This window comes from Erwinia sp. S43 (assembly GCF_016624745.1).
In the GTDB taxonomy this organism is placed as follows: Bacteria; Pseudomonadota; Gammaproteobacteria; order Enterobacterales; family Enterobacteriaceae; genus Erwinia; species Erwinia coffeiphila.
Window position 1 is genome coordinate 26,805 of record NZ_JACVTX010000023.1, and the last position, 13,234, is coordinate 40,038.

Annotated in this window: 10 protein-coding genes and 5 tRNA genes; 11 read left to right on the plus strand and 4 right to left on the minus strand. The window is 54.9% G+C overall.

What is annotated here, in order from left to right; genetic code table 11:
- From wzxE to IBT47_RS20805, 9 genes are all read left to right on the plus strand, one after another.
- The gene (gene wzxE / locus IBT47_RS20765) at nucleotides 1–1,248 is read left to right on the plus strand and encodes a lipid III flippase WzxE (RefSeq protein ID WP_200562768.1); all 1,248 of its coding nucleotides are present in this window, start codon (nucleotides 1–3) and stop codon (nucleotides 1,246–1,248) included.
- Complete coding sequence (locus tag IBT47_RS20770; protein ID WP_200562715.1) at nucleotides 1,248–2,324, plus strand: TDP-N-acetylfucosamine:lipid II N-acetylfucosaminyltransferase; 1,077 nt, start codon at nucleotides 1,248–1,250, stop codon at nucleotides 2,322–2,324. Before wzxE ends, IBT47_RS20770 begins: the two co-directional genes overlap by 1 nt.
- Nucleotides 2,321–3,688, plus strand: coding sequence for an ECA oligosaccharide polymerase (gene wzyE / locus IBT47_RS20775; protein ID WP_105595140.1), 1,368 nt, complete (start codon nucleotides 2,321–2,323; stop codon nucleotides 3,686–3,688). The genes IBT47_RS20770 and wzyE overlap by 4 nt, the downstream gene beginning before the upstream one ends.
- A 22-nt stretch (nucleotides 3,689–3,710) precedes the next feature.
- The gene (wecG, locus tag IBT47_RS20780) at nucleotides 3,711–4,451 is read left to right on the plus strand and encodes a lipopolysaccharide N-acetylmannosaminouronosyltransferase (RefSeq protein WP_105595141.1); all 741 of its coding nucleotides are present in this window, start codon (nucleotides 3,711–3,713) and stop codon (nucleotides 4,449–4,451) included.
- A 178-nt stretch (nucleotides 4,452–4,629) separates the two neighbouring features.
- Nucleotides 4,630–4,706 (plus strand) — tRNA-Arg (locus IBT47_RS20785).
- A gap of 73 nt (nucleotides 4,707–4,779) precedes the next feature.
- Nucleotides 4,780–4,855 (plus strand) — tRNA-His (locus IBT47_RS20790).
- 13 nt (nucleotides 4,856–4,868) lie between these two features.
- Nucleotides 4,869–4,955 (plus strand) — tRNA-Leu (locus IBT47_RS20795).
- Nucleotides 4,956–4,986: 31 nt separating this feature from the next.
- Nucleotides 4,987–5,063, plus strand: a tRNA-Pro gene (locus IBT47_RS20800).
- A gap of 76 nt (nucleotides 5,064–5,139) precedes the next feature.
- Nucleotides 5,140–5,216, plus strand: a tRNA-Pro gene (locus tag IBT47_RS20805).
- Nucleotides 5,217–5,997: 781 nt separating this feature from the next.
- Here the strand turns inward: IBT47_RS20805 and hemY are convergent.
- The 4 genes from hemY to hemC are packed head-to-tail and all read right to left on the minus strand — an operon-like array spanning nucleotide 5,998 to nucleotide 10,074.
- Nucleotides 5,998–7,188 (minus strand): protoheme IX biogenesis protein HemY, encoded by a 1,191-nt coding sequence (gene hemY / locus IBT47_RS20810; RefSeq protein WP_105595142.1) that lies wholly within the window; start codon nucleotides 7,186–7,188, stop codon nucleotides 5,998–6,000.
- Nucleotides 7,189–7,190: 2 nt separating this feature from the next.
- Nucleotides 7,191–8,330 carry a uroporphyrinogen-III C-methyltransferase gene (gene hemX / locus IBT47_RS20815; protein WP_200562717.1) on the minus strand — a complete coding sequence of 380 codons (1,140 nt, stop codon included), beginning with the start codon at nucleotides 8,328–8,330 and terminating at the stop codon, nucleotides 7,191–7,193.
- Between the two features lie 56 nt (nucleotides 8,331–8,386).
- Complete coding sequence (hemD, locus tag IBT47_RS20820) at nucleotides 8,387–9,136, minus strand: uroporphyrinogen-III synthase (RefSeq protein WP_200547538.1); 750 nt, start codon at nucleotides 9,134–9,136, stop codon at nucleotides 8,387–8,389.
- The gene (gene hemC, locus IBT47_RS20825) at nucleotides 9,133–10,074 is read right to left on the minus strand and encodes a hydroxymethylbilane synthase (RefSeq protein ID WP_200547539.1); all 942 of its coding nucleotides are present in this window, start codon (nucleotides 10,072–10,074) and stop codon (nucleotides 9,133–9,135) included. Before hemC ends, hemD begins: the two co-directional genes overlap by 4 nt.
- Nucleotides 10,075–10,372: 298 nt before the next feature.
- Between hemC and IBT47_RS20830 the strand changes: the two genes are divergently transcribed.
- Nucleotides 10,373–12,928 carry a class I adenylate cyclase gene (locus IBT47_RS20830; protein ID WP_200562719.1) on the plus strand — a complete coding sequence of 852 codons (2,556 nt, stop codon included), beginning with the start codon at nucleotides 10,373–10,375 and terminating at the stop codon, nucleotides 12,926–12,928.
- 103 nt (nucleotides 12,929–13,031) lie between these two features.
- Nucleotides 13,032–13,232: a lipoprotein gene (locus tag IBT47_RS20835; RefSeq protein WP_200547541.1), complete on the plus strand. Its 201-nt coding sequence runs from the start codon at nucleotides 13,032–13,034 to the stop codon at nucleotides 13,230–13,232.
- The last annotated feature ends 2 nt before the right edge of the window (nucleotides 13,233–13,234 follow it).

The following is a 13,234-nucleotide window of genomic DNA, read 5'->3' on the forward strand; positions in this document are numbered from 1 at the left end:
ATGTCTCTGGCCAGAGCTTCCGTGTGGACTGCCGCGTCCACGCTGATTAAGATTGCTGCCGGGTTGCTGGTGGTGAAGATGTTGGCGGTGTCGTACGGCCCGTCGGGCGTGGGGCAGGCGGGTAACTTCCGCCAGCTGATTACCGTGCTGGGCGTGCTGGCAGGGGCAGGGATCTTCAACGGCGTGACCAAACTGGTGGCGCAGCATCAGCAGCAGCCAGCGGAGCTGCGTGCGGTGACCGGCACGGCGTCGGCGATGGTTCTCGGGTTCTCGCTGCTGCTGGCGGTCGGTTTCCTGCTGTTTGCCGCCCCCATCAGCCAGGCGCTGTTTGATGATGTGAAGTACCAGCAGGTGATTCGCATCGTGGCGTTTTTACAGCTGGGCATCGCCTGGGCTAACCTGGCGCTGGCGATCGTCAAAGGCTTCCGCGATGCGGCCGGTAATGCGCTGGCGCTGATTGTGGGCAGCATCATCGGCGTGGCGGCATGGTTTGTCTGCTACTGGCTGGGCGACTACAGCGGCGCGCTGGTTGGGCTGGCGATGGTGCCTGCGCTGGTGATGATCCCGGCGATGGCGGTGCTGGCCCGTCGTGACCATCTGCCGATGCGCTATCTGCTACCGGTGTGGCAGCCGCAGTATGCCCGTCAGCTCGGCAAGTTTACGGTGATGGCGCTGATTACCGCCGTCACGCTGCCGGTAGCGTGGGTGATGATGCGGAATCTGCTACAGGAACATGCGGGCTGGGAGCAGGTAGGGCTGTGGCAGGGGGTGAGCAGCATCTCCGACGCTTATCTGCAGTTTATTACCGCTTCGTTTAGCGTCTGGCTGCTGCCAACGCTGGCGAGACTGGAGAATAAAGCGGATATTTCTCGGGAGATCATTCGCGCGCTGCGCTTTGTTCTCCCGGCGGTAATGGTGGCCAGTTTCTGCGTCTGGCTGCTGCGCGACTTCGCCATATGGCTGCTGTTTTCCAGCCAGTTTACCGGCATGCGCGACCTGTTTGTCTGGCAGCTGATTGGCGATGTGCTGAAGGTCGGCTGCTACGTCTTCGGCTATCTGGTGATCGCGAAGGCATCACTGCGTTTTTACATTCTGACCGAAGTGAGCCAGTTTATCCTGCTCACTGGATTTTCCCGCTGGCTGATCCCGCTGCACGGTGCGGCAGGGGCGGCGCAGGCATATATGGCGACCTATATCGCTTACTTTGCGCTCTGTGCAGGCGTATTTACTCTCTACCGTAGACGATAATGACCACAGTAATCCATCTTTTAGGCTCGGATATACCGCATCATAATCAGACGGTTCTGGGCTTTTTTAACCAGGTAATTTATGACGTGGTGCCCACGGCGGCCCCGCGTCAGTTCTGGCTGGTGTCAAACCAGCCCTCTGTGGCTGAGCAGTATCCCCGGCTGCAAATTCGCGTGTTCGCCGATAAAAGCGCGCTGGCCGAAGCGGTTATCACTTTGGCTCGTCGCCAGCGTGAGACGCGCTTCTTCTGCCACGGCCAGTTTAACCCCAAGCTTTGGCTGGCGCTGCTGGCGGGGAAGATTTCGCGTTCACAGCTCTACTGGCATATCTGGGGAGCGGATCTGTACGAGGATGCGACCAGCCTGAAATTCCGCCTGTTCTATCTGCTGCGTCGGCAGGCGCAGAAGCGTGTGGCGCAGGTGTTTGCTACACGGGGTGACATCAATCATTTCCATCAGCGCCATTCGCGCGTGCCCGCGTCGCTGCTCTATTTCCCAACGCGCCTGGCGCAGAACGTCCCTGTCGCTCAGCCTCATCAAGGCCCACTGACGATCCTGCTGGGCAACTCGGGTGATGCCAGCAACCGGCATATCCAGGCACTACAGGAGATCCATCAGCAGTTCGGCGATGAAGTGAAGGTTGTCGTGCCGCTGGGCTATCCGGCGAATAATGACGTCTATATCTCCCGCGTGCGTGCTGCAGCCGATGCGCTGTTTACCTCCGGTCAGGTACAGCTGCTGACGGAGAAAATTGAATTCAGTGATTATCTGCAGCTGATCTCCGGCTGCGATCTCGGCTGGTTTATCTTTGAACGCCAGCAGGGGATCGGCACGCTGTGTCTGCTGATTCAGGCCAACATTCCGTTTGTCCTGAATCGTAAAAACCCGTTCTGGCAGGATCTGGTTGAGCAGCAGGTGCCGGTACTGTTTACTGGTGACGCGCTGGATGCCGCGACGGTCAGCGAAGCGCAGCGGCAGCTGAGCCTGATGGATAAGCAGCAGATTGCCTTTTTTGAACCGGGCTATCTGGCGGGCTGGCAGCAGGCGCTGCGGCTGGTTGAGGGAGAAAGCGTATGAGCTTATTAGAATTTTCCGGGCTGCTGGTGGTCTGGCTGCTGGGCGCTGGATTTATCCTGACGCTGACCTGGCGCGAGTTTCGCCGGGTGCGGTTCAATTTTAATGTTTTCTTCTCGCTGCTGTTCTTGCTGACCTTCTTCTTTGGCTTTCCGTTTACCAGCGTGCTGGTGTTTGGCTTTAACGTCGCCGTGGTGCCGCCGGAATTCCTGCTACAGGCGTTGCTGGCGGCGAGCTGCTTCTATGCCATCTACTACGTAAGCTATAAAACCCGGCTGCGCGCGCGCAGCACCAGGCCACCGCGGCAGGTGTTCACCATCAACCGGGTCGAGGCGAACCTGAGCTGGATATTGCTGGCGCTGGTCGCGCTGGGCACGGTCAGCGTGTTCTTCATGCACAACGGCTTCCTGCTGTTCAAACTGCACAGCTACAGTCAGATTTTCTCGGCGGATGTTTCGGGCGTTGCCCTGAAGCGCTTCTTCTACTTCTTTATCCCGGCGATGCTGGTGGTCTACTTCCTGAAGCAGGATTTTCGCGGCTGGCTGCTGTTTTTAGTCAGTACCGTTGCCTTCGGATTGCTGACTTATGTGATAGTGGGCGGTACGCGCGCCAACATTATTATCGCCTTCGCCCTGTTCCTGTTTATCGGCATTATCCGCGGCTGGATCACTCTGTGGATGCTGGTGTTGGCGGGCGTCGGCGGTATTGTCGGCATGTTCTGGCTGGCGCTGAAACGCTATAACCTGGATGTGAGCGGCTCGGAGGCGTTTTACACCTTCCTCTACCTCACCCGCGATACGTTCTCGCCGTGGGAGAATCTGGGGTTACTGCTGCAAAACTACGACAAAATCAGTTTCCAGGGGCTGGCACCGATCGTACGGGATTTCTACGTATTCATTCCCAGCTGGCTGTGGCACGGTCGCCCGTCACTGGTGCTGAACAGTGCGAACTACTTTACCTGGGAAGTGCTGGATAACCACTCCGGTCTGGCGATATCACCGACGCTTATTGGCTCACTGCTGGTCATGGGCGGCGCGCTGTTTATTCCACTCGGTGCCGTTGCGGTCGGGTTGATTATTAAATGGTTTGACTGGCTGTATGAAAAAGGCCAGCAGGAACAGAACCGCTATAAGGCCGCGATCCTGCAAAGCTTCTGCTTTGGTGCGGTGTTTAACATGATTGTACTGGCGCGAGAAGGTCTGGATGCGTTTGCTTCCAGAGTGGTGTTCTTCTGTGTCATTTTTGCGGTCTGCGTGGTGGTGGCGAAGCTGCTGTACTGGTTACTGGATAGCGCGGGCTTAGTCCGCGACCGTACCGGTATTCGCCCGCTTGCCGCACAGCCGGATGCGGCAAGCGGGCCGTTTTGATTTCAGACTTAAGGTAAATACCATGCATGCCTCTGTAACCGTGCCGCAGTATCAAATTCGTGGCCTGTCGCTGGCCGGGTTTCGCGATATGGCGGAGTTTGTTGATTACCTCAATCAGGATGGAAAGCTGAAGAGTGGAACGCTGGTAGCGATCAATGCGGAAAAGGTTTTGACGGCGGAAAATGATGCCGAAATCTTTAATCTCATTACCGCTGCCGAATATCGCTATGCCGACGGCATCAGCATTGTGCGTTCGATTCGTAAGAAGTACCCGCAGGCTCAGGTATCCCGGATTGCCGGGGCCGACCTGTGGGAAGCACTCATGGAGAGGGCCGGGCGCGAGGGTACGCCGGTATTTCTGATTGGCGGGCGCCCTGACGTGCTTGAGCAAACCCAGGATAAACTGCGCCGTCAGTGGAATGTGAATATTGTGGGGGCGCAGGATGGCTATTTCACGCCTGACCAGCGCGATGCACTGCTGGCGCGTATCGTTGCCAGCGGAGCAAAGCTGGTCACGGTGGCAATGGGATCGCCTCGGCAGGAGCTGCTAATGCGTGACTGCAAGGCTTTTTATCCGGATGCGTTGTATATGGGCGTGGGGGGCACCTACGATGTGTTTACCGGCCACGTTAAACGCGCCCCCAGAATTTGGCAAAAAATGGGTCTGGAGTGGCTCTATCGCTTACTTTCACAACCGTCGCGTCTTAAACGCCAGCTCAGACTGCTGAAATATCTCAACTATCACTGGAAAGGCGATCTTTAATTCTGGATAAATTGCGACGGTAATTCGTTGCTGCCGTGGTTTTTCCGTCCGAAAAGGCGGAAAAATGCTGCGAGTTTAGACGGAATGCACAAAGCGTAATCAAACGCGTTTTTTTGTGAAAAAAGCACTGGACAGGTAAGGCTCCTATCCGTAGTATGCACATCCGCAACGGCGCTACGCGCCCGTAGCTCAGCTGGATAGAGCGCTGCCCTCCGGAGGCAGAGGTCTCAGGTTCGAATCCTGTCGGGCGCGCCATTAAGTTTGTGCGCAAGAGCTGCGGTGGTATCATTACCGCGTTATAAGAAGTACGTAGTTGGAAGTAGTTGTGGTGGCTATAGCTCAGTTGGTAGAGCCCTGGATTGTGATTCCAGTTGTCGTGGGTTCGAGTCCCATTAGCCACCCCAGATTTTGTTGAATGCGAAGGTGGCGGAATTGGTAGACGCGCTAGCTTCAGGTGTTAGTGTTCTTACGGACGTGAGGGTTCAAGTCCCTCTCTTCGCACCACAAAATCTTTAGAGTGAAGTGAAGCAGTACTCGGCGAGTAGCGCAGCTTGGTAGCGCAACTGGTTTGGGACCAGTGGGTCGGAGGTTCGAATCCTCTCTCGCCGACCAATTTTAAAATCCTGCGTTAGCGGGGTTTTTGCCTAAAGCCTGAGGGTTTTGGGCGATGCAGTAAGGTAGTACAGTTCGGCGAGTAGCGCAGCTTGGTAGCGCAACTGGTTTGGGACCAGTGGGTCGGAGGTTCGAATCCTCTCTCGCCGACCAATTAAGAAACCTGCTTGAAAAAGCAGGTTTTTTTTCGTTTTCAATTTAGTCATTTTTATCTGATGGTTCCCCCTTCTTAATAATACCAGCCATACTGCTATTTTCGTTCGCACCACTCTTTATCGAGTACTCAGGCGATACACATTTGTATTTCGTCCATATCGGATTGAGCCAGTGGCGTGCACACTCTCTTCTATACAAACATTCCCCTATCCAATGATATTTGCTGTTCTCACTAATTTTGCTTTTTGTCTCCAACTTGAGACATTTAATGCATTGTTTTTAAATAGATTTACCTAACTATGCAATGGTTGTCTCCATCTGGAGACGCTTTATCAAGGCTGGTGTCCGCTTTTGGCGACGGTGGTGGAGATGACGTAATGCTAAAAAAGACATTAAAAGTGATAAAAATCATAGCAATAGAATATTAGGAATTATGGAAGTGCCATTCTGGCACAGGCTGTGCAACACTATAACTGTAGATGCTCATTCCACCCCTTATGTTTGCTGATGCTTCATAAACCTGGGAATGACGCAGAGCCACTTTACGGTACCCGTTGTCCAGCCAGCCAATATCGCTAACGCCTTATTGGAATCCAGGGCACAACGTTGAGTCGGGTACCAATCGGTTGTCTTAACCGACCTGATCGTTACACCTGTCTTCGGGCAGGTGTTTTTTTTGCCCTAAGCGAAAAAAAACCGCTATCTCAGAAAGATAGCGGTTTGATCAACCCGAAACAGCAGCGCCACAACGAAGAGTCCGTGACGCTTCAGCCGCGGCTCAGGAATTATTTTTCAGCGTCAGCAGCAGACCATCCCGGCGCATTGCCGCGGCCTCTTCTGGCTTGTGCTGGCGGTCCAGGGTATCAGCCAGCCATGCATAGTCAAACGCATCAGGCCGCTGCTGTAGCGCAGCGCGGAAGGCTTCGCTGGCCTGTTCCCACTCACCGTGCTGCATCAGCAGCTGCCCCAGCGTGCTGTGGAGCAGCGGCGTGGCACCGTGCTGCTTGATCTGCTGGCGGAGGGCTTTTTCCAGCTGCTCTGGATTACCGGACTTCAGGCGCGGCATCAGCAACACCAGGCGTTCATCATACTGGCGTTTGAGGCCGTCCAGCACAATTTGCTGCGCGGTCTCATGGTCGTCACAGACGATAAGATGATCCGCCATTGCCACCTGCAGTGCAGTTTCATGCCGCGTTTTACGGCTCTGATTTTGCCACCAGCGTTTCAGACCATCGCTGCCCTGATCGGCCATTGCCTGATTCATCAGGCCCAGCCAGGCCTGCTGCTGTAGAGCAATACGATGGTTGTCATCGCCGAGCTTCACTTTCTCCATCGCAGGCAGAATATCCAGCAGCGCGCTCCAGGCACCGGTGCGGATATAGGCCTGTTCCGCCAGGCGTAGCACTTCCGGATGGCGCGGGGCGATCTCCAGAAGACGATCGATCCCGTGGCGCGCGGCATGATCCTCGTTACGCGCCAGCTGAATACGCACGCGGGTAATCTCTACCGGCAGCGGATCGCCATCATTTAGCTCGGTAGCACGTTCAAGATGCTGATTGGCTCGTGCTTCATCACCGCGCTGCTGTGCTGCTTCAGCCGCCAGCAAATAATTGATCATCGGCTGTTCTGCATGGTCGGCATTGCGCGAAAGCAGTTTTTCAACCTGCTGATGGTCGCCTTCCGCCAGTTTCACCAGTGCGGCCTGGGTCTGTCGGCGCGCACTGCGGCGTTTCCTGCCGGTAAACCAGCCACGGGTGCGGGCTCCGGTGCGGAAAATACGGCGCAGCAGCCACTCAATACCGAGGATCACCAGCAGTGACAGGATCAAAATAATCACCAGGCCGGTCACGCTGGTTTCAATATTCCAGTTATCGGTCTGAATCAACACGTAACCTTGATGACCCGCGATCATTGGGCCGAGAACGACACCGGCAATCAACAGCAAAAACAGTAGAAGAACTTTTAACATCGTTATTCTCCCTGCTGCTGTGGAGTGGCCGGAGTTACGGCGGGCTGTGCCAGCAGACTACGCACGCGTGTCTGCATCAGCTTATCAAGCAGCGGCTGGCTCTCCAGTGAGTCAGGAACATCCATTGAGACGCTTTGCTGGCTGAGTTCATCCAGCTGTTCGAGGAAGGCTTTGGTATTGGCATCGTTAGTGTCATACCAGGCACGAACCCAGCCGGACACGGTATCAATCGACTGTTTATAGATTTCATCCTGGTGACGCGGCACGGCCTGTGCGGCAATCAGCAGGCGGGAACGGATATTTTCACGCAGATAGACATCCTGGTTTGGTGCCAGCAGGGGTTCTGCGGTGGTATCGCGGCGACGGATGGTAATAAAATCATCCATGAAGTTATGCCAGCTTTTTACCAGATTTTGCCGCCATTCGCGCAAAGATGACGACAGTTCGCTACTGTTCGCGTCCATCGGTGCATCGTCGTTATCATTATCGGCAAGGCGCAAATTATCAATACCGTTAGACAGCTGGTTCAGCTTGAGGATGATGCCATCATAGTCAACCTGGCTGAGTGCGGAAAGAGTGCTGATATCGTGAGTGAGTGCACGGCGTGCCTCGAGCAGGCTCGGATCGTTCATATCGGCCAGGCTGGCATCGGCGCTTTTCAGCAGCGCCACCGCCGTTGTGACATCCTGATCGCTCCACAGCTTGCGGCCAGCCATTTTGACCAGATAATCCGCCTGTGACAGCATCCAGGTATGCACATCGTTTCCGGAGATAGTTGCCACTTTTTGTTTCAGTTCATCCAACTGCTGGCTTAGTGCGGCCTGCTGTTGCTGAGCGGTATCCAGCGCTTTGGTTTGCGCCGAAAGTTGCTCGATCAGCGACTGTTTATCGCGAGTAGACTGCTGCTGCAAATCGGCAATCTGAGCGGCAAGCGCCTGGCGCGCTTCTTCCTGCTGTGCAGCCTGATGTTTGCCATTCAGCCACAGGCCGACACCCAGCGCTAATGCAATGGCAATTGCCACCGCGCCTAAAACGACGCCGTGATTTTTTGATTTATCCGAAGGCGGCTGCCCGGAGGTTGAGTCTTTAACCGCAGGGGTAACATCTTCAACCATGGCGGAGAAATCTTTTTGTTCCGTCATAATGGCTCATCCCATATTTAAGTGTGATATACCTTAATCTTCCCGCTCGCGAAATCTTAAGAGTATAAGTCCAGTGCGCGCAGCAGCGCGTCATTATCGGCACCCCCGGCGACACAGACGTTCGCCCAGCCCAAATCCCTGGCCAGAGTGGCTAAACGTTCACTGACGACCACCAGCCGACAGTGCAATAACCATGCATCCCGGTCGATGACGGGAAACAGGGCGTAGAGCTGTTGCAGCATTTCTCCACTGGTCACCACCAGCGTATCAATCCCGCGATCTCGCCATCTGCGGCCTTCTTCAGCACCGTGATAATGCTTTGCACAGCGTTGATAGCATTCAATAAACTCTACCTGAGCGCCACGGTTATGCAAAGTTTCCCCCAGCAATTCACGGCCACCGTTACCGCGCAGTATTAGCGCTTTCCTGCCGGCGACCTGCTGAAGCTCAGGCAATTGGATCAAAATTTCACTGATTTCCTGCTCGTGCGGCCAGACGACCGAATGTCCGCTTACCGCGTGCATCGCTAACGCCGTGCTACGGCCTATTGCATAATAGTTCAGACTGGCGGGCCAGGTCTTGCCAACCTGCGTTATCGCCGGATTAGCATAGTGAATGGCATGCTGGGAAAGGATAAAGACCAGATCGTCTGGCCTGAGTGCATCAAGCCGCGAGGGAAGGAGATCGAGCTGACTCCCCGGAGTGAATTCAATCAGAGGGAACGCCCAGGCAGCCTGCCCGCGGCTACGCAGCCTGCTGACCAGTTGGTCAGCGGCCGGTGACGGGCGGGTGACCAGGATATTCATGCTGGCGGATTTCCCTGATAAACTTCAGCCAGAATCTCCCTGGCGCCGTTGTCCAGCAACTCTTCTGCCAGTGAGATCCCCATCTGTTCTGCATCGCCGCGTGGGCCTCGACGCTCACCGCAAATCATCCGACTGCCGTCCGGTGAACCGACCAGGCCACGCAGCCATAGTTGATCCCCTTCCAGCACCGCATAGCTGCCAATCGGCACCTGACAACCGCCTTCCAGACGCGTGTTCATTGCTCGCTCGGCACGAACCCGGCAGGCTGTATCTGCATCATTCAGTGCAGCCAGCAGGCTAATGGTTTCGGTATCGTCAAGGCGGCACTCAATGCCGACTGCACCCTGACCGACGGCGGGCAGCGATTCTTCAGCGGGCATAACCTGGCGGATTCGATCGCCCAGCCCAAGACGCTTCAGACCGGCTACGGCAAGAATAATGGCATCATATTCACCGGCATCCAGCTTGCCCAGGCGAGTACCGACGTTGCCGCGCAGAGAGCGGATCACCAGGTCCGGGCGACGGGCACTAATCTGGCACTGACGGCGCAGGCTTGAGGTGCCAACAATCGCGCCATGTGGCAGTGCATCAACGGAAGCATAATGATGAGAGACAAAAGCATCATGCGGGTCTTCACGCTCGCAGATGGTCACCAGGCCCAGCCCTTCCGGGAATTCAACCGGTACATCTTTCATTGAATGCACGGCGATATCGGCGCGATCGGTGAGCATTGCCTGCTCAAGTTCTTTAACGAACAGCCCTTTACCGCCCACTTTAGCCAGTGGGGTATCAAGGATCACATCGCCGCGTGTAACCATAGGCACCAGCTCAACGCGCAGCCCGGGATGGCAGGCGATCAGGCGCTGCTGTACATATTCTGCCTGCCATAAGGCCAGGGGGCTTTGTCTGGTTGCTATTCTTAAAATTTTGTCTGACATGCTCAATACCGTTTTGATCGTTCATTGATTATCCTATCATTTAACCGCGAAGGCTGTCAGTGAATAGCATTTAAACGACCGTCTGGAGAAGCATCGTGATGGTTTGGCGCAAAAATGTGCTAAACTGTTAACTAGCGCAACTTTCTTTACGGTCAATCTGTCTGATGTTAGATTGATCACGTTTCCAGCAATAATCTGCACGACTATTTTTAAAGCAAACGGCAGATTTTGGAAAAAAGAGTTCTTGTATACCCTTCTCTCTAAGGGTGTAAGCACTGGGATAATCAGGCGAGACGTCTTGTACCTCTACATTGAGACACTGAAACAGAGACTGGATGCCATTAACCAGCTGCGCGTCGATCGCGCACTGGCTGCGATGGGACCTGCGTTCCAACAGGTTTACAGTCTGCTGCCGACCTTACTACATTATCATCATCCGCTGATGCCGGGTTACCTTGAGGGTAACGTTCCACATGGCATCAGCTTCTACACGCCTGATGAAAATCAACTTGTCTATCTTAATGATTTGCAAGTTAAATCAGACAGCTCCGTGACCGCACCTCCGCGCGGCGAAATGCCGATTACCGGGGTGTATTCCATGGGGAGCACGTCTTCCGTCGGGCAAAATGCCACATCCGATCTTGATATCTGGGTCTGCCACCAGTCGTGGCTGGACAATCAAGAGCGTCTGGCCCTGCAGAAAAAATGCACGCTGCTACAAAACTGGTGTGCGGCGATGGGCGTTGAGGTCAGCTTCTTCCTGATTGATGAAAACCGCTTCCGCCACAACGAAAGTGGCAGCCTCGGCGGCGAGGACTGCGGTTCAACCCAACACATTCTGCTGCTGGATGAGTTTTACCGCACGGCGGTCCGCATGGCGGGGAAACGTATTCTGTGGAATATGGTGCCGCGTGAGGAAGAAGAGCACTACGACGACTATGTGATGTCGCTGTATCAGCAGGGCGTGCTGACGCCGAACGAATGGCTGGATCTCGGTGGCCTGGGTACGCTGTCGGCGGAAGAGTACTTTGGTGCCAGCCTGTGGCAGCTGTACAAGAGCATTGACTCCCCTTATAAGGCCGTGTTGAAAACGCTGCTACTGGAAGCGTATTCGTGGGAATACCCGGATACTCGTCTGCTGGCGATGGACATTAAACAGCGCCTGCACGATGGCGAGATCGTTTCCTACGGTCTGGACCCGTACTGCATGATGCTGGAGCGAGTCACACGTTACCTTATTAGCATTGACGACCATGCGCGTCTTGACCTGGTACGCCGATGTTTCTACCTCAAAGTGTGTGAGAAACTGTCTCAGGAGACTGAGCACTCCGGCTGGCGTCGGGAAATACTCAGCCAGCTGGTAACAGAATGGGGTTGGGATACGCAGCGTCTTGAGGTGCTGGATAGCCGGGCCGACTGGAAAATCGGCCGGGTGCGCGAGGCGCATAATGAATTACTGGATGCGATGATGCAGAGTTATCGCAACCTGATCCGCTTTGCCCGCCGTAATAATCTCAGCGTCAGCGCCAGTCCGCAGGATATTGGCGTATTAACGCGTAAGCTTTATGCCGCTTTCGAAGCATTACCGGGTAAGGTGACGCTGGTCAATCCACAGATCTCTCCCGATCTGTCCGAGCAGCATCTGACCTTTATCCATGTCCCGAACGGCCGCGCCAACCGCGCGGGCTGGTATCTGTACAATCAGTCGCCGGACATGAGTTCCATCATCAGCCATCAGCCGCTGGAATATAACCGCTATCTGAACAAGCTGGTGGCGTGGGCGTGGTTTAACGGTCTGCTGACCAGCAAAACGCGGCTGCATATGAAGGGCAACGAGGTTTGTGATCTTGCCCGCCTGCAGGAGCTGGTTGCCGATGTATCGCACCATTTCCCGCTGCGCCTGCCAGCGCCAACGCCAAAAGCGCTCTACAGTCCCTGCGAGATCCGCCATCTGGCGATCATCGTTAACCTGGAATACGACCCGACTTCGGCCTTCCGTAATCAGGTGGTTCACTTTGATTTCCGCAAGCTGGATGTGTTCAGCTTTGGTGCTGAGCAGCAGTGTCTGGTTGGTAGTGTCGATCTGCTGTATCGCAACTCGTGGAATGAAGTGCGTACGCTGCACTTTAACGGCGAGCAGGCGATGATTGAGGCGCTGAAAACCATTCTGGGCAAAATGCATCAGGATGCCGCGCCGCCGGATGCGGTAGAGGTCTTCTGCTACAGCCAGCACCTGCGTGGGCTGATCCGTACCCGTGTTCAACAGCTGGTTTCAGAGTGCGTTGAGCTGCGGCTTTCCAGCACTCGCCAAGAGCCAGGTCGCTTCAAAGCGCTGCGCGTGGCGGGGCAGACATGGGGACTGTTCTTTGAGCGCCTGAGCGTTTCGGTACAGAAGCTGGAAAATGCCGTTGAATTTTACGGTGCGATCTCTAACAACAAGCTTCACGGCCTGTCGCTGAAGGTTGAAACGAATCAGACCCGGCTGCCGGCGGTGGTCAATGGCTATGCCAGCGAAGGCATTATCCAGTTCTTCTTCGAAGATACACTCGACGATCACGGCTTCAATATCTATATCCTGGATGAAACCAATCGGGTGGAGGTTTATCACCACTGCGAAGGCAGCAAGGAAGAGCTGGTGCGTGACGTCAGCCGTTTCTATTCGTCATCGCACGATCGTTTCACCTACGGCTCCAGCTTTATTAACTTTAACCTGCCGCAGTTCTATCAAATTGTTCAGGTTGAAGAGCGATTCCAGGTGATTCCCTTCCGCAGCCAGACGCTGACTCAGCTTTGCGCTGCCGTGCCGAACAGTGAAATCAGCAGCGATTATCCCCAGCGCTATCAGATGCATTGAGGCCGCTGGCATTCATCCAATTTGATTCTGCTTTTCCTGTTGCTTTTCAGTCTTCACCTGCGATGATAGACAGCAACGGGTATCTTTTACGAGCAGAATGAGAATGAAAAAAGCTATTTGCCAGCTGGCAATGTTACTTGCCGTTGTCAGCCTGGCGGGATGCGGACTCAAAGGGCCGCTCTACTTCCCGGCAGACGAAACGAGCAAACCGCAGGCCACTCAGACCTCTTCGCCGACGCAGTCCGGCAGCAGCGTGTCATCTCCTGCCACGACCTCCGGGCAGGATGTTAAACCGGTCCAGTAAAC